The 23,155-nt window shown below is 41.0% G+C and carries 19 protein-coding genes; 3 read left to right on the forward strand and 16 right to left on the reverse strand.

Going from position 1 to position 23,155, the window contains the following annotated elements:
• Positions 1 to 213 precede the first annotated feature (213 nt).
• The 16 genes from ilvA to HS960_RS22930 all read right to left on the reverse strand — a co-directional run bounded on the left by ilvA (position 214) and on the right by HS960_RS22930 (position 18,817).
• Positions 214 to 1,461: a threonine ammonia-lyase IlvA gene (ilvA, locus tag HS960_RS22855; protein ID WP_153844274.1), complete on the reverse strand. Its 1,248-nt coding sequence runs from the start codon at positions 1,459 to 1,461 to the stop codon at positions 214 to 216.
• Between the two features lie 212 nt (positions 1,462 to 1,673).
• On the reverse strand, positions 1,674 to 2,837 hold the full coding sequence (locus HS960_RS22860; RefSeq protein ID WP_120335010.1) for a 2-isopropylmalate synthase: 1,164 nt from the start codon (positions 2,835 to 2,837) through the stop codon (positions 1,674 to 1,676).
• A gap of 41 nt (positions 2,838 to 2,878) precedes the next feature.
• Complete coding sequence (gene leuB / locus HS960_RS22865; RefSeq protein ID WP_159727357.1) at positions 2,879 to 3,952, reverse strand: 3-isopropylmalate dehydrogenase; 1,074 nt, start codon at positions 3,950 to 3,952, stop codon at positions 2,879 to 2,881.
• 177 nt (positions 3,953 to 4,129) lie between these two features.
• On the reverse strand, positions 4,130 to 5,608 hold the full coding sequence (locus tag HS960_RS22870; RefSeq protein WP_182330683.1) for an ATP-binding cassette domain-containing protein: 1,479 nt from the start codon (positions 5,606 to 5,608) through the stop codon (positions 4,130 to 4,132).
• Positions 5,602 to 6,192 (reverse strand): 3-isopropylmalate dehydratase small subunit, encoded by a 591-nt coding sequence (leuD, locus tag HS960_RS22875; RefSeq protein WP_153844271.1) that lies wholly within the window; start codon positions 6,190 to 6,192, stop codon positions 5,602 to 5,604. Before leuD ends, HS960_RS22870 begins: the two co-directional genes overlap by 7 nt.
• A 10-nt stretch (positions 6,193 to 6,202) precedes the next feature.
• Complete coding sequence (leuC, locus tag HS960_RS22880; protein WP_153844270.1) at positions 6,203 to 7,600, reverse strand: 3-isopropylmalate dehydratase large subunit; 1,398 nt, start codon at positions 7,598 to 7,600, stop codon at positions 6,203 to 6,205.
• A 134-nt stretch (positions 7,601 to 7,734) separates the two neighbouring features.
• Positions 7,735 to 9,216: a ketol-acid reductoisomerase gene (gene ilvC / locus HS960_RS22885; protein WP_088163107.1), complete on the reverse strand. Its 1,482-nt coding sequence runs from the start codon at positions 9,214 to 9,216 to the stop codon at positions 7,735 to 7,737.
• Between the two features lie 45 nt (positions 9,217 to 9,261).
• Positions 9,262 to 9,726 (reverse strand): DinB family protein, encoded by a 465-nt coding sequence (locus HS960_RS22890; protein ID WP_220801573.1) that lies wholly within the window; start codon positions 9,724 to 9,726, stop codon positions 9,262 to 9,264.
• A gap of 14 nt (positions 9,727 to 9,740) precedes the next feature.
• Positions 9,741 to 10,331, reverse strand: a complete 591-nt coding sequence (ilvN, locus tag HS960_RS22895) for an acetolactate synthase small subunit (RefSeq protein WP_070570155.1) — start codon at positions 10,329 to 10,331, stop codon at positions 9,741 to 9,743.
• An 8-nt stretch (positions 10,332 to 10,339) separates the two neighbouring features.
• The gene (gene ilvB, locus HS960_RS22900) at positions 10,340 to 12,082 is read right to left on the reverse strand and encodes a biosynthetic-type acetolactate synthase large subunit (RefSeq protein ID WP_153844269.1); all 1,743 of its coding nucleotides are present in this window, start codon (positions 12,080 to 12,082) and stop codon (positions 10,340 to 10,342) included.
• Between the two features lie 119 nt (positions 12,083 to 12,201).
• Positions 12,202 to 13,902 (reverse strand): dihydroxy-acid dehydratase, encoded by a 1,701-nt coding sequence (ilvD, locus tag HS960_RS22905; RefSeq protein ID WP_153844268.1) that lies wholly within the window; start codon positions 13,900 to 13,902, stop codon positions 12,202 to 12,204.
• Entirely contained in the window at positions 13,886 to 14,776 is an 891-nt protein-coding gene (locus tag HS960_RS22910; protein ID WP_153844267.1) for a branched-chain amino acid transaminase, read from the reverse strand. Before HS960_RS22910 ends, ilvD begins: the two co-directional genes overlap by 17 nt.
• Before the next feature lie 398 nt (positions 14,777 to 15,174).
• Complete coding sequence (atpC, locus tag HS960_RS22915) at positions 15,175 to 15,423, reverse strand: ATP synthase F1 subunit epsilon (RefSeq protein WP_120335003.1); 249 nt, start codon at positions 15,421 to 15,423, stop codon at positions 15,175 to 15,177.
• A 21-nt stretch (positions 15,424 to 15,444) separates the two neighbouring features.
• On the reverse strand, positions 15,445 to 16,947 hold the full coding sequence (gene atpD / locus HS960_RS22920) for a F0F1 ATP synthase subunit beta (protein WP_075994361.1): 1,503 nt from the start codon (positions 16,945 to 16,947) through the stop codon (positions 15,445 to 15,447).
• 367 nt (positions 16,948 to 17,314) lie between these two features.
• Positions 17,315 to 17,965, reverse strand: a complete 651-nt coding sequence (locus tag HS960_RS22925) for a hypothetical protein (RefSeq protein WP_153844266.1) — start codon at positions 17,963 to 17,965, stop codon at positions 17,315 to 17,317.
• Positions 17,966 to 18,112: 147 nt separating this feature from the next.
• Complete coding sequence (locus HS960_RS22930) at positions 18,113 to 18,817, reverse strand: NUDIX hydrolase (protein ID WP_153844265.1); 705 nt, start codon at positions 18,815 to 18,817, stop codon at positions 18,113 to 18,115.
• A 331-nt stretch (positions 18,818 to 19,148) separates the two neighbouring features.
• On the opposite strand from HS960_RS22930, the gene HS960_RS22935 reads away from it, so the two are divergent.
• The 3 genes from HS960_RS22935 to araA are packed head-to-tail and all read left to right on the forward strand — an operon-like array spanning position 19,149 to position 23,092.
• Complete coding sequence (locus HS960_RS22935) at positions 19,149 to 20,837, forward strand: ribulokinase (protein WP_153844264.1); 1,689 nt, start codon at positions 19,149 to 19,151, stop codon at positions 20,835 to 20,837.
• A 17-nt stretch (positions 20,838 to 20,854) separates the two neighbouring features.
• Positions 20,855 to 21,547: an L-ribulose-5-phosphate 4-epimerase gene (locus HS960_RS22940; RefSeq protein ID WP_153844263.1), complete on the forward strand. Its 693-nt coding sequence runs from the start codon at positions 20,855 to 20,857 to the stop codon at positions 21,545 to 21,547.
• A gap of 42 nt (positions 21,548 to 21,589) precedes the next feature.
• Positions 21,590 to 23,092 carry an L-arabinose isomerase gene (araA, locus tag HS960_RS22945; protein WP_159727350.1) on the forward strand — a complete coding sequence of 501 codons (1,503 nt, stop codon included), beginning with the start codon at positions 21,590 to 21,592 and terminating at the stop codon, positions 23,090 to 23,092.
• Positions 23,093 to 23,155 lie beyond the last annotated feature (63 nt).

Here is a 23,155-nt window from a genome sequence, read left to right on the forward strand (position 1 = left end):
AATTACTTTTTATATGCAATATGCCTTCGGCCAAATAAGATAATTTATCGATCTCTCCTCAGCTATTGAATATCTTTTAATAAAGGAAATATAAGATTTTTTAAGTTATGGAATTATTAGTTTTTTTTGAAGACTTGGGGTGAGGTATTTTGGTTATATAAACGAGAAAAGCCAGGATATGAATCACTGGCTTTTTCCGTTTATACCTATTATTTAAACAAGATATTCAAATAGTGTCTGGTCTTTGTTGATTTCAATGACATCAAACTTATATTCTTTCATGCGTTCAATCAATGTTTCGTAATCCTCAGGCTTGTTGAGCTCAATGCCGACTAGCGCTGGACCTCTTTCGCGTTCTGTTTTTTTGATAAACTCAAAACGGGTAATATCATCCTTAGGCCCCAATACTTCAGAAACGAAGAGTTTTAATGCACCTGGGCGTTGTGGGAAACGAACGATAAAATAATGTTTGTATCCTTCGTAAAGCAGAGACAATTCTTTGATTTCACTCATGCGGTCTATATCGTTGTTTCCACCGGATATGATGCAGACGACTTTCTTGCCTTTAATTTCATCTTTGTGAAATTCAAGAGCAGCTACCGATAAAGCACCCGCGGGCTCAACGACAATTGCATCCTTATTATACAGCTCTAGGATACATGTACAGATCTTTCCTTCAGGAATAGAGCGTGTATCATCCAACAATTGTTTCGCAATTTCAAATGTCGTTGCACCGATTTTTTTAACGGCGGCTCCATCAACAAATTTGTTGATATGCTCGAGCTCGATCGGTGCGCCATGTGTCAAGGCCGCTTGCATAGAAGGAGCTCCTTCGGGTTCAACACCATAACATTTGATCGCTTTGTTTTTACTCTTCAGGTAATAGCTCGCTCCCGCGGCAAGTCCACCCCCACCAATTGGGATAAATATGGCATCCATATCGGGAAGATCTTGTAAAGCCTCAACGGCTACAGTACCCTGTCCTTCCACAACTTTGAGATCATCAAATGGCGGGATGAAAGTCATACCATGCTCTTCTGTGTAAGCCAGCGCCGCTTTTTGACAGTCATCAAAAGTGTCTCCTGTCAAGATAATCTCTACATTACCGTTACCCCACATTTCCGTTTGTGAGATCTTTTGGCGTGGTGTAGGACCCGGCATAAATATCACGCCTTGGATGTCGAGTTTATTGCAGGAGAAAGCAACGCCCTGGGCATGGTTGCCCGCACTCGCACATACAACGCCGCGTTGTCGCTCTTCCGCTGTTAAGGAAATAATTTTATTGTAGGCACCGCGTAATTTATAGGAACGTACGACTTGTAAATCTTCCCGTTTTAGATAGACTTCGGCACCATATTTTTCGGATAGATGCCGATTATATTGAAGCGGTGTTCTGTTGACCACAGACTTGATGCGGTCAAGTGTAGCTTCTGAATTGATGTTTAAGGTTGATAGATTCATTGTTAGATGATTGCCTAGTTAAGGTAGCAAATAAAACGCAGATATTCGCTGTTATATGAGAGATTCTACCTATACAGTGTTTAAATTTAGTTGATTTTGAATGGAAGATCGTCTGAATACATGCTAAAATAATAATCAGCTATGTGTCATTTGTATCCTTTAAAAAAAATGTATTTATGATAAAAAAAGGCTGCATCTGCAGCCTTCCTTTTTTATATTTTTTCCTGGATGAGGCTTTTTAGGTCATCATCACAAATATTTTTCTTTTCGTCGGCTAAAACCAAGAAGCGTTGATAGCAATCTGCTAAATCATCTTTTTCAAGATGGAAGCCTAAACGCTCCAAATGGTGTTTAAGGGCGTGTCTTCCTGAACGTGCAGTTAAGATAATATCAGCTTCAATCAAACCAACATCTTCTGGTCTGATGATCTCATAGTTTTCGCGGTGTTTTAGGAAACCATCTTGGTGAATACCCGAACTATGCGCGAAGGCATTACGGCCAACGATCGCTTTATTCGGTTGGACAGGCATGTTCATCATTTCACTTACCTTGCGCGATAAGTACGTAAACATGCGGCTATCGATGTTTGATGTTAAGCTTCCAAACGACTGGTTGTGCACCTTAAGGATCATGGCTACTTCTTCAAGCGACGTGTTTCCGGCACGTTCGCCGATACCGTTGATCGTACATTCTACCTGGCGGGCTCCATTTTGTATGGCAGCGATAGAATTTGCTGTTGCAAGTCCTAGGTCATTGTGACAATGTGCCGAAATAATTGCCTGATCGATATTGCGTACATTTTCCTTTAGGTAGTTGATTTTTGAACCATATTGGTCCGGTAAACAATAACCGTTTGTATCAGGGATGTTGACCACCGTAGCACCAGCCGCAATCACCGACTCAACCATTTTAGCTAGAAATTCCAAGTCTGCGCGACCAGCATCTTCTGCATAAAACTCGACATCTTCTACATAGGATTTGGCATGTTTTACAGCCGCAACAGCACGTTCTAAAATTTCTTCTCTTGTGCTGTTGAATTTATATTTGATATGCATGTCCGAAGAACCAATACCGGTATGGATACGTGGGCGTTTGGCATATTTTAATGCTTCGGCAGCTACGTCAATATCGTTTTGATTGGCACGGGTCAATGCACATATAATAACATCGTTCACCGCTTTAGATAATTCTACCACCGATTGAAAATCACCAGGGCTAGACACTGGGAAACCGGCTTCGATAATATCTACCCCTAGTTTTTCCAAGTCTTTAGCAATCTCAATTTTCTCTGGAGTAGTTAATTGGCAGCCTGGTACCTGTTCGCCATCACGTAAGGTGGTGTCGAAAATGTAAAGATGATTAGGATCGTGTAACATAATTTCTTAATTCAAAAGATTTACAAATTAAAAAGGGTATACTATTTAATAAACTCCAATACTTTTTCACCCATTTCCTGAGTACCTAAGATTTTTGAAGCTTCAGTGCTGCTGTTGGCAATATCACCGGTTCTCCAACCAGCTTTTAATGTTTCAGCAACAGCATTGGTAACAGCTTTAGCTTCATCCTGTAGACCAAAGCTAATATCAAGCATCAAGGCTGCAGATAAAATTGAAGCAAGTGGATTTGCTTTATTTTGACCAGCAATATCGTGTGCTGAGCCGTGGATAGGTTCGAAGAAGCCTGTGCCATCACCTACGGAAGCAGAAGCCAACATACCCATTGAGCCTGCGATCTGTGACGCTTCGTCTGTCAAGATATCACCAAAAAGATTAGCTGTCAATACCACATCGAATTTCTTCGGATTTTTAACCAATTGCATGGCTGCATTATCGATAAACATATGCTCGGTTTCAACATCCGGATATTCTTTTGCGATTTCCTGTACAACTTCCCTCCACAGGCGGGATGTTTCTAATACATTGGCTTTATCAACAGAGCATAATCTTTTGTTACGTGTGCGTGCTGCATCATAAGCTTTACGTGCGATACGTTCAACCTCGTAACGATGGTAGTTCATCAGATCTGACGCAAAGGTGTTGTCCTCATTGCGGTTTTTTTCACCAAAATACACATCACCTGTCAATTCACGGAAGAAAAGGATATCTGTACCTTGAAGAATTTCAGGCTTTAAACTCGAAGCATCCAATAACTCGTCGAATAAAAGGATTGGACGAAGATTTGCATAAAGACCTAGTTCTTTACGGATTTTCAACAAGCCTTGTTCAGGTCTTACTTTAGCAGAAGGATCATTATCATACTTGATATGGCCAATGGCGCCGAAAAGGATCGCATCAGAAGCTTTTGCTTTCGCTAATGTTTCATCAGGAAGAGGGTTGCCCGTAGCTTCAATTGCAGTATGGCCCATGATAGCTTCATCAAAGCTGAATTCATGACCATAATTTTCACCGATTTTTTCTAAAACTTTTTTACCCCAAGTTGTTACTTCTTGGCCGATGCCATCTCCAGGTATGATTAAAATATTTTTCTTCATTGTATTTTTAGTATTGAGCTATCAGAGATATGTATATTGAAACTTTGGAAGATAGGCCTAAGACCTATTGAATTGTCTTTATTTTTGACTTTTGATTTCCGGTGTTTTGCCGATATCTTGATTCTCTTTTTATTTTTTTGTTCTTGTTTTCGAATTAATTGAAGTTTTCCACATTTTTTATGTTGATAAAGCTTCTTTTTTGTGGATAACTTCGAATACAGCCTTTACTTCTCCTTTTTCCAACACGATTTTATTGTCAATGCACGTTGGTAGTTGTGTCTGGAAGTGCCCTACATAAATGAGCGTCTGGCCACTTTTACTGAGGTCATCAATGACATCGTTGAAATACTGGGTCTGCTCTTTGTCTAAACCTTGACAAGGTTCGTCCAAAATCAGCAATTCTGGATGCTTCACGATCGTGCGAGCCAATAGGACCAAACGTTGTTGGCCTAATGGTAACGACCCCAAGGTTTTGTGTTTAACCTCTTTAAGGTCAAAAAAATGGAGAATTTGCTCGAGCTTTTGCTGTTGTTCAAATCCTAATCGTTGGTATAGGCTCATGGAATCAAAAAATCCAGAAGCAATAGTCTGCCCAACGTTGGCATTCATATCATAATACCAATGCAATTCTGGCGATATAATACCCAAATGTTCTTTGATATCCCAAATGCTTTCTCCAGATCCTCTTTTTTTGCCAAAAAGATGGATGTCGTTGGCATAGGCCTGTGGATGATCGCCGTTGATTAAACTGAGCAACGTGGATTTTCCTGAACCATTATGCCCTTGTAGCAACCATTTTTCGCCGGCTTTTACTTCCCAGTCAATATTCTTTAAGACCTGTTTTTCGCCGTATGAAATATTGATCTTGTTCATTTTTACCATGATCGGAGAAGTTACTTCAGGGGCTCGTTGCAGAAAATAGGGGAGTGCCTTTCTTGTGCGGGGCAATCCTCTGGATAGCTCATTGCTATTTTGGCGAATAACAATCTTACCATGCTGAATCTCCGCAAAACGATTGATACAGTCTGGTTGTTCGTCATCATTACTTATCAACAAAAAGGTGACACCCTTATCCGCTAGCTGATCGAAAATCTGATTGAGATCTTCCCGAGACTGTGCATCTAGTCCTGTATAAGGCTGGTCGATAATGAGCACCTGCGGTTGAAGCCACAAGGCCTTGATCAATTGCAGTCTTTTGTGTTCGCCACTCGAAAGTTCAATCAACTGCTGATCTTTGAAATTTTCGAATCCAAAAATGTTCAGGTAAGAACGCACGTTTTCAAAAGAAAGCTGTTCTTCTTGCGCAAAATGTTTCAACTCAGCAAAAACCGTTAATGTATCGTTTTTTGCAAATTTGTTGTAGCGCTGTTGGTAATAGAAATTGCGATCGCCTTCAAGATTGGTAAACTGAAACCAATTGGAAACGTAGTGAATTTTTGCCGGCAGTGGGCTCGTTGGATCAAGGTGGAATGTGATCTCGCCTTCATACTTCAATTGCCCGGAAATCGCTTTTGCAAGTGTGGTTTTTCCTGTACCGCTCGGACCGCCTAAGATCCATTGCTCGCCAGGAAAAATTTGCCAATTTAAGTCTTGCAGTACGGTATCTTTACCGTACTGAATGGTTAAATTGGCAATATGGACGACAGGATCTACCATTGTCTGTTCGCTTCAAATGCTTCGATTGAATCTTTCTTGTTAAGGATAAAATCAATGTCATCATATCCATTGATCAAACATGATTTTTTGTATGGATTGATTTCAAACTCAAATTGATCACCTGTCTCTGTCAACATGACTGTTTGTTTTTCAAGATCAACGATAATCGCTGTTGTCGGATTTTGGTGCACCAATTCGAAAATTTTTGCCAAAAATTCTTCGGATACCTGAATCGGTAATACACCATTGTTAAGGGCATTTCCTTTGAATATATCGGCAAAGAATGAGCTGATGACCACATCAAAACCATAGTCTTGAATAGCCCATGCGGCATGTTCGCGGCTTGAACCACAACCAAAGTTCTTACCGGCAACCAATATTTTCCCTGTATAGGTCGGGTTGTTCAATACAAAGTCAGTTTTGGGCTGATTGTCTGTATCAAAACGCCAGTCGCGGAATAAATTATCACCAAAACCTTCGCGCGTAGTTGCTTTTAGAAAGCGTGCGGGAATAATTTGATCGGTATCAATATTTTCGATAGGTAGAGGGACTACCTGTGACGTTAAAGTTTCAAATTTTTTCATTTTTTTCTGCTTAGATCAACTCTCTTACATCTGTTACTTTACCTGTTACTGCCGCAGCTGCTGCTGTCAAAGGAGATACCAGCATGGTGCGGGCATTCGGTCCCTGACGCCCTTCGAAATTTCTATTTGAAGTCGAAACACAATATTTACCAGCAGGGATTTTATCTTCGTTCATACCTAAACATGCCGAACATCCTGGTTCACGTAACTGGAATCCTGCCGCTTCAAATATTTTATCCAAGCCTTCTTCTTTAGCCTGTTTTTCTACTTGTTTTGAGCCCGGTACAATCCATACTTCAACGTCTTGTGCTTTTTGCTTGCCTTTAACGAACGAAGCTACTTCACGTAAATCTTCAATACGGGAATTGGTACAACTTCCGATGAAAACATAATCAACACGGTTGCCTAAGACCGTTGAATCATCTTTAAAACCCATGTAATCCAATGCTTTTTGGTACGATGGTCTTTCTGATTCCGGTTGTGCGATAGTTGCTGGGATATGCTCCGCGATACCCATACCCATGCCAGGGTTGGTGCCATAAGTAATCATTGGCGCAATGTCTGCAGCATCAAAAGTCAACACTTTATCAAAGATGGCATCTTCGTCAGAATATAATGTTTTCCAGTACGCTAAGGCTTGATCCCATTCCTCACCTTTTGGTGCGAATTCACGGCCTTCTACATAGTCGAAAGTGATCTGATCCGGAGCAATTAAGCCTCCGCGTGCACCCATTTCAATACTCATGTTACAAATGGTCATACGTGCTTCCATGCTTAATGAACGGATTGCTGAACCAGCATATTCAATAAAGTAACCTGTACCGCCCGCGGCAGAGATTTTGGAGATGATATATAGGATGATATCTTTTGCCCCAACACCTTTTTGAAGGGTACCGTTAACTTCAATTTTCATTGTTTTTGGCTTCGACTGCAATAAACATTGTGTTGCGAAGACCTGTTCAACCTGAGAGGTCCCAATACCAAAAGCAATAGCTCCAAAAGCACCATGTGTTGAGGTATGACTATCGCCACAGACCATCGTTTTACCTGGTAGGGTGATACCCAGCTCCGGACCAATAACGTGTACAATCCCTTGGTATGGATGCCCCAAGCCATATAATTCAATACCAAATTCAGCACAATTTTTGGTGAGCATATCAACTTGATAACGGGATAGCTCTTCTTTGATCGGTAAATGTTGATTGAGTGTCGGTACGTTGTGGTCGGCAGTAGCTACCGTTTGCTTTGGACGAAAAACTGGGATTCCTCTTTTACGCAAGCCATCGAAAGCTTGAGGTGAAGTAACTTCATGAATCAAGTGGGTGTCGATATAAATAATATCCGGAAACCCTTCTTCACGCTTGACGACGTGAGCATCCCAAATCTTTTCTACTAATGTTTTTGACATTTTTTAATCTCTCTTATGTTATTTTTATATGAACCAAGGTGATATTGTAAATGTCTCAATATCACCTTGATTTCAATATACTAAATTACGAAATATTCATGATTTTTGGAGCATGTATAATTTCGTATGGACTTTTAAACAGTTTTGATCGCTTTCATTGCAGTCATCGCTTTACGCAATTTGCGACCAACGATTTCTACAGGGTGATCGCGTAGAATTTCATTGATGACAACCAATTGTGCGTTATCAACTGCAGCATCTTTGTTGTCGTTAAAGTTTTTACCGACTAAATCCGTATCAACAGTTTTCATGAAGTCTGCCAACAAAGGTTTACAAGCTTGGTCGAATAGGTAACAACCGTATTCTGCTGTATCAGAGATAACACGGTTCATTTCGAACAACTTCTTACGAGCGATTGTGTTAGCGATCAATGGTGTTTCGTGCAATGATTCGTAGTATGCTGATTCTGGTTTGATACCTGCTTCAACCATTGTTTCGAATGCCAACTCAACACCTGCGCGGATGAAAGCAACCATCAGTGTATAGTTGTCGAAGTACTCTTGTTCGTTGATTTTAACATCACCAGCAGGTGTTTTTTCGAATGCAGTTTCACCTGTTTCGGCTCTCCATTTCAATAAATTTGCATCACCATTTGCCCAATCTTCCATCATGGTCTTGCTAAAGTGACCTGACATGATATCATCTTGGTGTTTTTGGAATAAAGGACGCATAATATCCTTCAATTCTTCTGAGATCTCAAATGCTTTTACTTTTGCGGGATTGCTCAAACGGTCCATCATTCCGCTCACACCACCATGTTTCAAGGCTTCCGTAATCACTTCTACACCGTATTGTACCAATTTGGATGCGTAACCAGCTTCGATGCCTTTCTCGATCATTTTGTCGAAAGACAAGATCGATCCTGTTTGCAACAATCCACAAAGAATCGTTTGCTCACCCATCAAATCTGATTTTACCTCAGCTACGAATGAAGATTTCAATACACCAGCCTTGTGTCCACCTGTTCCTACACAGTACGCTTTTGCTTCAGCCCAGCCTTTTCCTTGTGGATCATTTTCCGGGTGAACAGCGATCAAGGTAGGAACACCAAAACCACGAAGGTATTCTGCACGAACCTCAGAACCTGGACATTTTGGAGCAACCATGATGACAGTAATATCTTTACGGATCTGCATACCTTCTTCAACGATGTTGAAACCGTGTGAATACGATAACGTAGCGCCTTCTTTCATCAACGGCATTACAGCGTTGATTACTGAAGTATGTTGTTTATCTGGAGTCAAGTTGATAACTAAATCCGCAGATGGGATCAATTCTTCGTAAGTGCCTACGTTAAAGTTGTTGTCCGTAGCGTTTTTCCAAGAATCTCTTTTTTGTTCAATAGCTTCTTTACGCAAAGCATAAGAAACGTCCAGTCCGCTATCTCTTAAGTTTAAACCTTGGTTCAAGCCTTGCGCACCACATCCTACGATTACGATTTTTTTACCTTTTAAAGCATTTACACCATCCGTGAATTCGGTGTTGTCCATGAATTCAGCGTGACTTAATTGTTCTAACTGCTCTCTAAGCGGTAAGGTGTTGAAATAATTTGCCATTGTTTTACTTTCTTTCTGTTATGGGTTGTTGATTATTTATTTTAATTATTGTACTAATCTGCGTTGAGCCATTGCGTAACCGAAATGAACGTTATCGTGTCCTGATGTCAGGGCTATAACTTCTTCAATGGTATCCATTGGATAGCCATAGGTTGCTGTTGAAAACGAGGTGATTTCTCCGAAAACACCGTTTTCATAGTCAGCAGCAATTTGCTCAATACTGCGGATTGCAATTTCTTTCAATTCATCAACCTCTGCTTGTTCAACAAAGCGGGTTGGCTTGGTATCTTTTTTATAATCTTCGTTATAGTTCACCCAAGTCGTATCGGCCTTGATTCCTGTACGGACATAAACCAAGGTCTGTGTACTGACGACAATGTGGGCAAAATTCCAGATAATATTGTTGTTAAATCCCGCGGGAATTTTGTTAAGCTGTTCAATGGAAAGACCGTCAAGTAATTCAATGAATTTTTGACGTGACTTTAAGATAAATTTAAATGTCTCTTGCATAATACTATTAAAGCTTACATCGTAAATACGTCATCTCTTTTGTCGAGATACTCGTTTTCTACAATTTCTATCGATGGTTCCTTGGCTTCAAACTGAACCAATTTGGAATGGAAACCTGCACTATCTTTAATGATGGCGATACGTGCGCCACGGACAAATTCGATCAAACCATATTTGGTCAATTCTTCTGTCAACTTATCGATCTCCTCGCGGTGACCTGCAGTTTCAAAGACGATATAGTCGTTGCGGATCACAACAACATTGGCGCCATATTGACGTAATAAGCGTTCTACATATACCTTTTCATTGACAACATCCGCAGGCACTTTATACAGCGCCTGTTCTTGCCAGATCACTTCATCATTAGTGTTGTAATAGGCCTTGAGGATATCAATCTGTTTTTCCAGTTGACGACAAAGCTTACGCAGAACATCTTCAGCCTCCGTGATTACGATGGTAAAACGATGTATTCCTTCTACTTCAGAAGGAGAAGTATTCAAGCTTTCAATATTGATTTTTCTTCTTGAAAAAATTGTTGAGATCCGACCGATAAGACCGATAGAATTCTCTGTATATAGGGTGATGGTATATTCTTGTTTTTCCATGTTAAATTCTACTTTAAACGTATCTCAGATACCGATGTTCCTTGTGCAACCATTGGAAATACATTGTTTTCCTTACCTACCATCACTTCCAATAGATATGCTCCGTCGTGATCAATCATGGTTTTCAGGGCATTACGCAGGTCTTTACGTTCCGAAATTTTCTGACCGTCGATGTAATAGCCTTTCGCTACTGCAACAAAGTCAGGACTCGTGATATTCACGAATGAATAACGTCTGTCGTGGAACAATTGCTGCCACTGGCGTACCATGCCCAAGAATTCATTATTGAGGATCATGATTTTGACTTTTGCGCCAAATTGCATAATCGTTCCGAGCTCCTGGATCGTCATTTGTATACCACCATCACCGATGATTGCTACGACAGTTTTCTCTGGAGCGCCGTACCAGGCACCGATTGCTGCCGGAAGACCAAAGCCCATCGTTCCTAAGCCCCCTGAGGTTACATTCGATTTGCTGTTGTTGAATTTAGCATAGCGACAAGTTACCATTTGGTGTTGACCGACGTCCGTTGTAATGATTGCATCACCACCTGTCAATTCATTCAATACGTTGATCACTTCACCCATGGTCATGATATCAGTTTGAGGATGAAGCTCATTTTGGATGACTTCTTTGATTTCTTCTTTTTCAAGTTCACGGAATTGTGCAAGCCAAGCGGAGTGATCCACGGCCGTTACCAATTCTGTAAGCATCGGAAGAGTTTCTTTACAGTCGCCCCATACAGGTACGGTTGTCTGTACGTTTTTGTCAATCTCTGCCGGGTCTATATCCAAATGGATTACTTTTGCCTGTTTGGCATATTTGTCCAAACGACCTGTTACACGGTCATCGAAACGCATACCGATAGCAATTAAAACATCACATTCGTTTGTCATCACGTTTGGCGCATAGTTACCATGCATTCCGAGCATTCCTACATGGAGTTTGTGATCCGTTGGAAGTGCACTTAACCCCATTACGGTCGCTGCCGATGGAATTCCTGTCTTCTCGATAAAAGCTTTGAACTCTTCTTCTGCTTTCCCCAAGATGATGCCTTGTCCAAAAAGGACAAACGGTTTTTTTGCATTGTTGATTAACTCGGCTGCCTGCTCAACATATTCTTTACGAACTTGTGGTGCAGGTCTATAGCTACGAACGTGGTTGCATTTTTCGTAACCGAAGTAATCGAACAATTGTAGCTGTGCATTTTTAGTGATATCGATCAATACCGGTCCTGGACGACCTGTGCTGGCAATATAAAATGCTTTTGCGAGTGCAGCTGGAATTTCAGTTGCGTCGGTGACTTGGTAGTTCCATTTTGTGACTGGTGCCGTGATATTGATGACATCTGTTTCCTGAAAAGCATCTGTTCCCAATAGTGAAGCAAAGACCTGACCTGTGACACAGACGATAGGGTTACTATCGATCATGGCATCAGCCAGTCCAGTAACTAGGTTTGTTGCTCCAGGACCACTTGTCGCAAAGACGACGCCTGTACGACCTGAAGTTCTTGCATAACCTTGCGCCGCGTGGATTCCACCTTGTTCATGGCGCACTAAAATATGCTTCAGACGATCCGTATAATCATAAAGGGCATCATAGATCGGCATAATTGCGCCTCCAGGATAACCAAATACGGTATCAACTCCTTCGCTCAATAAGGCCTCCAATACAGCTTTCGATCCCGAAATTTGTGTCGGAGTTTGCTGCGCTGTAGCGGCCTTATTTTCTGTTATTTCCAGTGTACTCATTACGTTGATTTTTTTTATTGTTGATTATTCAGTCTTTTTAGTATTTAGATATTAGATCTGAGACATTAAGCGTCGATTGTTTAGGTCTCTATTTGCTTAATGTCTCTGTTTTTTATTTTCTACTGATCCGTTACACAGCCTTCTGAGGCATCGGCAACAGTTTTAGCGTATTTGTATAAAACTCCTTTGTTAACTTTTAACGCTGGTTGTACCCAAGCGGCACGGCGTTGCGCGATCTCTTCATCGGAAAGCAGTACATTGATACTGTTATTCACCGCATCGATCTCGATAATGTCATCATCATTGACAAGACCGATCAATCCGCCTTTGTAAGATTCTGGTGTGATATGTCCTACGACAAAACCATGTGTTCCACCTGAGAAACGGCCATCGGTGATTAAAGCAACAGATTTACCTAGACCCGCGCCGATTATCAGTGACGTAGGTTTAAGCATTTCAGGCATGCCGGGTGCTCCAACAGGACCTTCATTTTTGATCACGACAACATCTCCTTTTTTGATTCTGCCAGATGCAATACCGGCCACTAAATCGTGCTCTCCGTCGAATACACGTGCAGGGCCAGTGAATTTTTCACCTTCTTTGCCGGAGATCTTGGCAACAGAACCTTTCTCTGCTAAGTTCCCGTAAAGAATCTGTAAGTGTCCTGTAGCCTTGATTGGATCGCTCAATGGTTTGATGATCGGTTGATCATATTCCATGATTGATTTAACATCAGCCAAGTTCTCAGCGACCGTTTTTCCTGTTACCGTGATACAGTCGCCATGAAGTAAACCCTCATTTAAAAGATATTTCATAACAGCAGGAGTTCCACCAAATTGCTGAAGATCTTGCATTAAGTATTTACCGGACGGTTTAAAGTCCGCTAATACAGGGGTTTCGTCACTCATGCGTTGGAAGTCGTCTTGCGTGATGTCTACGCCTACGGCTTTGCCTATTGCAATAAAGTGAAGTACAGCATTGGTACTGCCACCCAAGATAACAATGGTACGTAGCGCGTTCTCAAATGCTTTACGTGTCATGATATCAGAGGGCTTGATATCTTTCTCAAGTAGCGTGCGGATATGTTGACCTGCCTCTAAACATTCATTTTTCTTTTCTTCCGAGATCGCTGGATTGGAAGATGAGTATGGTAAGCTCATTCCCAAGGCTTCAATTGCCGAAGCCATGGTATTTGCAGTATACATTCCGCCACAAGCACCAGCACCAGGGCAGGTATGTTTGATAATGCCTTCATAGTCTTCATCGGAAAGATTTCCGCAGATGCGTTGTCCCAATGCTTCAAATGCAGACACAATGTTTAATTCTTCACCTTTATAGTGGCCTGGAGCGATAGTACCGCCATATACCATTAAAGAAGGACGGTCCAAGCGAGCCATTGCCATAATTGCACCAGGCATGTTTTTGTCACAGCCAGGAATAGAGATCAAGCCATCATAATATTGTCCACCACAGATCGTTTCGATACTATCAGCGATCACATCACGACTTACCAACGAATAACGCATCCCATCGGTACCGTTGCTCATACCGTCACTGACGCCAATGGTTCCAAAGGTCAAACCCACTAAATCATTGTTCCAAACGCCCTTCTTGACGATTTGTGCCAAATCATTTAAGTGCATATTACACGTATTACCATCATATCCCATGCTGGCAATACCGACCTGTGCTTTGTCCATGTCGGCATCCGTAAGACCGATACCATAAAGCATTGCTTTTGCAGCAGGTTGCGTTTCGTCTTGTGTAAATGTACGGCTGTATTTGTTCATTCCGTTTTCGCCGTTAGATGATGACTTCATAATTTTCGTTCTCTAATACTAAATTTTTATATCTTCTTTGGATTGATGCACCTATGCTGTGTTCCCAGGCTTCTTTGTAGATGACATCATCGACTTGTTTGATTCCGATAATTTCTGCCGCAGTCCCACATAAGAAAGCGCTGTCAGCAGTGTAAATGTCTTCTATCGTCAATTGCTTTTCAATGACTTCGAAGTTTAATTTTTTACAAATGTTTTTTACAGTCTGGCGTGTAATGCCCGGGAAGATATTCTTCGCTGGCGGCGTATAGATTTTGAAATCCTTTTCGATGAAAATATTTTCACTGGATGCTTGGGCAACGTAGCCTTCGTGGTCGAGCATTAACGCTTCGTCGTAACCCTTCCTGATGGCTTCTGTTGTCGCAAGGATGGAGTTTACATATTGCCCAGAGATCTTCGAGTCAATTTTAAACGACTTTGGATTAGGTCTTTTGATATCAGAGATACATACCTTTAATAGGTTTTGACCAAGATATGGCCCCCATTCCCATGCTGCCATCATGATGGTTGCTTCGGTTGATGAGGTTAGGTGCATATTTGAACCGGTCAATACCAATGGACGTATATAAGCTTCTCTTAGGTTGTTGTTGGCCAGGAGCTCATAACAGATGTCTATCAGCTCTCTGTTGCTCCAGCGATGGGGAATATTAACTGCTTCACACGATCTCTTTAAGCGATCGAAATGCATGTCAGCTTTAAAGATACGTGGTCCATTGTGGGTATTATACGCACGTAAACCATCGAACACTGCATACCCATAATGCAGTGACTGTGCAAAGGGATCCAATGCAGCTTCGGAAGCTTTTACAAAAGCTCCATCTAAATAGATCAACGTGTTTTTATCGTAATATTTCATAACCCAAAATTTACCTAAGTATAATAGTTCCCTTTGTTGTAATATTGGTGGTAAATCATGCTATCTCAAGCTTCTATAAAAACTTTCGAATTTCATTTCCTCAAGGTAGCAGGAATTACAATAATTGGCAATAGGTAAAGTGCTAATTTTGTATTTAGAATAAAATTTTATTAAATCTGTTTTTGTAAAATTTTATTTTTCAGTAACTCGTTTTATTCGGTTTTATATTTTGTTAGTCGTATACCATATTTAAAATTGGTCTACAGGGTCAAAAAATTATTTTTTGTTACAATGGCCAATTTTCTTCCTAAAATGAAGAAAATGTCAAAAAAACTTTAAAAAAAAAGCTTCCGATATTTCTATCGGAAGCTTTTTAGATTTTATAAAATCGATTTGATTTAATCTCCGATAATTCCTTCAGCAAGCACGGTAATGACATTGTCTTTTGCTTCCACAACACCACCTTTAATGAACACTTCTTGTCCACCTTTACCTTGTTGAATAATTACTTTTCCATCTTCCAAAGTAGAAACAATGGCAGCGTGGTCTTTCAAAATTTGAAAAGAACCCGCAGTGCCCGGTACAGTAACTGAAGTTACTTCGCCTTCGAATGCTAATTTGTCTGGAGTGATAATTGTTAATTTCATTATTCTTAGATATAATCTAGATTAAACTGCTTCTGCTAATAATTTTTTACCTTTTTCGATAGCATCATCGATGTTACCTACTAAGTTGAAGGCAGCTTCAGGGTACTCATCTACTTCACCGTCAATGATCATATTGAAACCTTTGATGGTATCTTTGATGTCTACCAATACACCTTTCAAACCTGTAAATTGTTCTGCAACGTGGAAAGGTTGGGATAAGAAACGTTGTACACGACGTGCGCGGTGTACAGTTTGTTTATCTTCTTCTGATAATTCGTCCATACCTAAGATGGCGATGATATCTTGTAATTCTTTATAACGTTGAAGAATTTCTTTTACACGTTGTGCAGTATTATAGTGTTCGTTACCTAAAACGGCAGGAGAAAGGATACGTGATGTAGAATCCAAAGGATCCACAGCAGGGTAGATACCTAGCTCAGCGATTTTACGAGACAATACTGTAGTTGCATCCAAGTGAGCGAAAGTTGTCGCTGGAGCAGGGTCAGTTAAGTCATCGGCAGGTACATATACGGCTTGAACCGAAGTGATTGATCCGTTTTTAGTTGAAGTGATACGCTCTTGCATTAAACCCATTTCAGTTGCCAATGTTGGTTGGTAACCTACAGCTGAAGGCATACGACCCAATAGGGCAGATACTTCAGAACCTGCTTGTGTAAAACGGAAGATATTATCGATGAAGAATAATACGTCACGGCCTTGACCTTCGCCATCACCGTCACGGAAGTATTCCGCAACTGTCAAACCTGATAAAGCAACACGTGCACGTGCACCAGGAGGCTCGTTCATTTGACCGAATACGAAAGTACATTTAGAATCTTTCATCAATTCGTGGTCAACAGTATCCAAAGGCCATTCGCCTTTTTCCATGCCTTCCATAAAGTGCTCACCATATTTGATGATACCAGACTCCAACATCTCGCGCAATAAGTCATTACCTTCACGTGTACGTTCACCTACGCCAGCGAATACAGAAAGACCACCGTGACCTTTTGCGATATTATTGATTAATTCTTGGATTAATACAGTTTTACCTACACCGGCACCACCGAATAAACCAATTTTACCACCTTTAGCATATGGCTCTAAAAGGTCAATAACTTTGATACCAGTAAAAAGTACTTCGGATTCAGTTGACAAATCTTCGAATTTAGGAGGTACGTTGTGGATAGGACGACCATTCTCCTTATTCAAATTTTGGATCCCGTCTATGGCATCACCAACTACATTGAATACACGACCTTTGATTTCTTCACCAACAGGCATTTTGATAGGAGCACCAGTATCGACAACTTCCATTCCGCGAACTAAACCTTCAGTTGCGTCCATGGCAATTGTACGTACACGATCCTGACCTAAGTGTTGTTGAACTTCTAATACAACACGTTGTCCATTTTCTTTTTGAATGTACAATGCATCGTAAATTTTAGGTAGATTTTCACTGTCGGCGAAGTTGACGTCAACAACTGGGCCGATAATCTGCGCTATTTTACCAATCTTGGGCATATTATAGGGACTAAATATTTATTAATCAATTTTATATAAGAGACATAAAAGGCCTCTTTTTTGGTCAGCAAAAATAAGGTTATTCGTTTTTAAAAACAAATAGAATTTGCAATTAAATTACAATTTTATTAATGTAGGTCAAAATGTTATCTATTGTAATTCTGTATGTTTCGATTTCTATACCTCCAAATATAGTTTTTCTCTTTTATCGGGCTACGTATTTTTGAAGTTTAGAGCTTTACTTCACTGAATCTTTTATTCGTTTTAGGAATGGAACCTGATTAAATAAAATCGACCTGTAACGGAGTGCCTCTAGGATTCGTTACAGGTCGATCAAAATAAATCTGCTATTTTATGAAAAGCAGGACTAGATTTTTTTGTTTAGTTCGTCCTGCAACTGGCGCTTGAGCAGTTGTTCCTTTTCCATGGACTTTTTGCGGAAAGTAGCGAATTCCTCCTGCGATTGCTCGGCCGTTTTTTGGAATTCCACCGTGTCCACTTTCGCTTTCCGATAAGAAAATAAAAAGATAAATGCTGCTACTGCCAATACGGCAATGATCGTCCAAACAACAGTATTGTAAAAAGTTTTAGATGTATTGATTCCTAAGAAAGAGAAACTTTCTGTTTTTTCCTTCTCCTGTGTCAGCTGATCCTTTAAAACCTGAATAGAATCTTGTAAAGTTTTGGTGTTGGATGTATAGTTGCTTGAAGATGATTTTAAAGAGCTGATTTCCTTGTGGAGTTTTGCTACGGTATCAATTACATTTCGTTTCACAATATCAAGATTGGTTTTTCGCACCATCTTGAAATCATAGTTGTTTTTCGAAATATAATTCAGGTGGTCAAATTGATTTGCCAAACTTCCTTTTTTTAATCCATCCGGACTGTACTTGAAGGCATTATCCTGTTGTGCTGCTGTAGTGGCGGGAGCCGCAGCAGGAGTTTGTGCCTCCAATAGCGTATGTGATGAAATAAATAAAATCGTAAAGAATATAAATGCTAATCTCAATTTGCTCATGTTGTTTATTTTATAAAATGCGTTAATCTAGCTTATCCTAATTGTAAAACTAGGATATACCTGTGATAAATATAAGGAATTATTGAAAAAACGAAAATGTTAAGTGAAATATATTCCAATTCCCATAGGTCATTTCCCGTTACTTTATCATGATTCGATAGACCAACTTGGCAAATACCGTAAAAAGGACATGATCTTTTCCTTATAGATCGCCGTATTTAATTTGAAATAGTATGCTCCTTTTTTTGAATTTTCCTTATCCTTTTCCTCCAGTTTGATTATGAGGTCTGAGGAAAGCAGTTTTCGGCTGAAATTGCGCTTATCCAACTCGATATTGTAAACTCCCTCATAGAGTGCTGCAATCTGGGGAATCGTGAATTTCTCGGGCAGCAGTTCAAATAATATCGGATACAAAGCTGCTTTCATGCGTAGACGGTGCTGTGCCGAAGCGATCATCTGATCATGATCGAAGATCAGCGTTGGGTGCTCCCGTAATGGAAACCATTGAGCTTCGTAATCGTCACTTAGGATATGTTTATATTGCTGCGTATCAATCAGCGCAAAATAACAGATACTAACAACCCGGTCGCTAGGTTCACGCTGAGGTTCACCGAATACACTACATTGCTCCATGTATACATTCTCAAGTCCTGTTAACTGTTTGAGCACTCGGCTCGCCGCCTCTTCCGGACTTTCGTCGGATTGAACGAAACCACCCATCAGACTCCATTTATTTCTTTCTGGTTCGAAATCACGTTTAATTAAAAGTACTTCAAGGGATTCGCCGTTAAATCCAAATATGATACAGTCTACTGCCAAAAGGATCCCTGAATCTTTTTTATAATATTCCATCGTCTATCGTTTTATCTTTTTATCTGACACCACCCCATTTATTCCACGAGCAAAACTATGTAAAAAAGTAAATAGCTAAAAATAAGTATAATAATTGTCTGTTACATCCCTTTAAAAGGCTTTTATACACCTATGTCAGGAATTCGGGTTAACCATAATTTGCTGCTATGAAGTTAGCTCTATTTTTTAAATATGAAAATTTTCTTTCATATTTAAAAAAATAAATGTTTATTTGACACTAATTATTTTTTCAAGACGAACTTCAAAAAGGGGGATATTGAAAAATAAGGCGTTAGAGACAATTATAAGTTATAAACCAAATTCAGCAAAAATGAATAAATCGTATGTCATTGGGGTGGACTATGGAAGTGATTCGGTCCGTTCGGTATTGGTTGATGCTAACAATGGCGAGGAAATAGCTTCTTCTGTATTTTACTACCCGCGTTGGAAAAGAGGGGAGTATTGTGATGCTGCTTTAAATCAGTTTAGGCAACACCCGTTGGATTATATCGAAGGCTTGGAAGCGACAATAAAAGATTGTTTGCTCAAATCGGAAATCGACAATATTGGCGCGGCTGTAAAAGCAATTTCCGTGGATACAACGGGATCTACTCCAGTTGCCGTAAACGCAGCCGGGGTTCCATTGGCGTTGTTGGACGAGTTTAAAGACAATCCCAATGCCATGTTTGTCTTATGGAAAGATCATACAGCTGTTGGTGAGGCCAAAGAAATTAACCTGCACAATCAAAATAGTCCGGTGGATTATTTGAAGTATGTGGGCGGAGTATACTCTTCGGAATGGTTCTGGGCCAAATTACTTCATGTTTTTAGGACTGATGAAAAGGTCCGTACCGCCACATATAGCTGGGTTGAGCATTGTGATTATATTCCTTTTCTATTGACTGGAGGAACACAGGTGTCTGCTATGAAGCGTGGGGTTTGTTCAGCAGGTCATAAATCGCTTTGGGCCAAAGAATTTGATGGCCTACCTCCAAATTCTTTCTTTTCAACACTTGATCCATTGCTGGATGGTTTGGTTGATCGTTTGTTTTCTGAAACATACACTGCTGATCAATCTGCCGGTCAGCTTTCGGAAGAATGGGCGCAACGATTAGGTCTTACAACATCAGTCGTTGTTGGTGTCGGTGCATTTGACTGTCATATGGGGGCAGTTGGAGGACAAATTGAGCCATATTATCTGAGTAAGGTGATGGGGACGTCGACCTGTGATATGCTAGTTGCCCCAAAGGAGGAGGTTCAGCATACGTTGGTCAGGGGAATCTGCGGTCAGGTAGACGGTTCGATTATACCGGGAATGATTGGTATGGAAGCTGGGCAATCGGCATTTGGAGATGCTTACGCTTGGCTGAAACAGGTGTTACTGTGGCCAACGAAAAATTTGATACAAGATATTGAAGAGATCGAAGCGCATACGCGTGAACAGTTGATGGCAACTCTGGAAGAGAAACTCTTGTTCAGTCTAAGTGAGCAGGCGGCATTACTTCCCGTAACGGCAACATCTGAATTAGCTTTGGACTGGCTCAATGGTCGTCGAACTCCGGATGCGGATCAATCCTTGAAAGGAGCGATTACAGGCTTGCACCTTGGAACAGATGCACCTCGGATCTTCAGGGCGATTGTCGAAGCGACTTGTTTTGGCGCGAAGGCTATTGTTGACCGTTTCGTGGAGCAGGGTATTCCGGTAAAAGGCTTGATCGGTTTAGGTGGAGTTGCAAAGAAATCGCCTTTTATTATGCAAATGATGGCTAATGTGATGAATATGCCTATTCGTATTCATAAAAGTGAGCAGACTTGTGCCATTGGCGCAGCAATGTTCGCCGCAACAGTTGCTGGTTTATATGACCGAGTTGAGGATGCCATGAAGGCAATGGGGCAAGGTTTTGAACGAACCTATATACCTGAGGAAAAATGGGTAACCATCTATGCCGAACGCTATGAACATTACAAGGCTCTGGGAGCTTTCATCGAAGGAAAGGAATCGCTAGCCATTACTGTTTAACCATTCAAATTTTAATCATGTATAATTCAATTAAAGAAGAAGCCTACCATTGCAATATGCAATTGCCCCAGCTGGGATTGGTGCTTTTTACATTTGGAAATGTGAGTGTTGTCGATCGTCGTCAGGAAGTTTTTGCGATTAAACCAAGTGGGGTTCCCTATGACGAGCTTTCACCGGAACATATGGTGATTGTAGACTTTGATGGTCATGTGGTTGAGGGTAATCTTCGGCCATCATCAGATACGAAAACTCATGCGCTATTGTATAAACATTGGAAGGAAATCGGTGGGATCACCCACACACACTCCACCTATGCGACAGCATGGGCACAGGCGCAACGGGATATTCCCATTTTCGGAACGACACATGCAGATCATTTGACGGTCGATATTCCCTGTGCTCCACCAATGCACGATGAGATGATCTCCGGAAACTACGAGCATGAAACGGGGTTTCAGATTATCAATCACTTTGCCGAAAATAAGCTGGATTATAAAGAGGTGGAAATGATTCTGGTTGGTAACCACGCGCCGTTTGCCTGGGGTAAAACTGGAACAAAGTCTGTTTATAACAGTGCAGTATTGGAACAGGTTGCTAAAATGGCTTGGTTGACAGAACAGATCAATCCGAGTGCGCCTCGATTAAAGCCTGCACTGATCAAAAAGCATTACGAACGGAAGCATGGAGCCAACGCCTATTATGGTCAATAATTTTCAGTAATAAAAAATCTATAGCAAAAACTACAATTTAACATGAATATCAATTTAAAAGAGCTTGAGGTCTGGTTTGTCGTGGGAAGCCAAGACCTATATGGTGAAGAAACCTTGCGACAAGTTGCCCTACATGCTGAGGAAATAGCCAATTATTTACATACCCAAGCAGCGATTCCAGTAGCGGTAAAATATAAACCGATCGTAAAAAATACGGACGAGATTTATGCAACATTGGCAGCCGCCAACAATGAAAAAAACTGTATTGGGGTTATTACCTGGATGCATACATTTTCACCTGCAAAGATGTGGATCAGAGGATTAAAAGCCTTGCAAAAGCCATTGTTGCATCTGCATACGCAGTATAATCAGGATATCCCATGGAATAGTATCGATATGGATTTTATGAATCTCAACCAAAGTGCGCATGGGGATCGCGAATTTGGACACATCGTTAGCCGCTTAAAAATAGGTCGTAAAGTCGTAACAGGGCATTGGCAAGATGCGGAAGTGCTGGAACGGATTAATGTTTGGGCGCGTGCAGCCGCGGGATGGCACGACTGGCAAGGTGCTAAATTTGCAAGATTTGGCGATAACATGCGTTATGTGGCTGTTACAGATGGCGATAAAGTGGAGGCAGAGTCACAATTTGGTTTCGCTGTAAACACCTATGCCATTGGTGATTTGGTAGAGGTTATCAATGCGAGTACGGAAGCGGAAATCGCGGCATTATTAGCGGAGTACGAAGCGACTTATGAACTTGCCGAAAATGTAAAAGTTGACGGTGAATATCATACTAACCTCATCGAAGCTGCTAAAATAGAAATTGGCCTACGGAAATTTTTGGAACAAGGAAACTTTAAAGGTTTTACGGATACCTTTGAGGATCTGCATGGGATGGTACAACTTCCGGGCTTGGCGGTACAACGTTTAATGGCTGAGGGTTATGGTTTTGCCGGCGAAGGGGATTGGAAGACTCCAGCTTTGGTGCGCGCTTGCAAAGTGATGGGAGCAGGATTAGCGGGAACGACCGCATTTATGGAGGACTACACCTACCATTTTGATCCGTATAATCCCATGGTACTTGGCTCACATATGTTAGAAGTGGACCCCGCTTTAGCAACTGGAAAACCACGTATAGAAGTACATCCGCTAGGAATTGGCGGCAAGGCGGATCCTGCCCGTTTGGTTTTCAATGGCCAGAGCGGAGATGCATTGAATGCCTCTTTGGTCGATATGGGAACGCGTTTTCGTTTGATCGTGAATAAAGTACAAGGTGTTGCTGTGGAAGAAGAGTTGCCTAAGCTTCCTGTTGCGCGGGTACTATGGAAACCGCTTCCTGATATGAAAACGGGCTGTAGTGCCTGGATTGTGGCAGGGGGGGCACATCATACCGCCTACAGCTTGAGCTTAACACCCGAATACCTGGAAGATTTTGCACGTATTGCCGGACTGGAATATGTATTGATCGACGAGGATACTACGGTAGCGAAACTCGAAGATCAATTGAAATGGAATGAACTTTATTATTTACTGAGTAAATAATAAACTAAGCCATTTATACCTGCTCTTCGGGTATAGATGGCTTATTGATAATAACCAATTTGG

Origin of the sequence: Sphingobacterium paramultivorum (assembly GCF_014109745.1) — a bacterium.
Lineage (GTDB): Bacteria > Bacteroidota > Bacteroidia > Sphingobacteriales > Sphingobacteriaceae > Sphingobacterium > Sphingobacterium paramultivorum.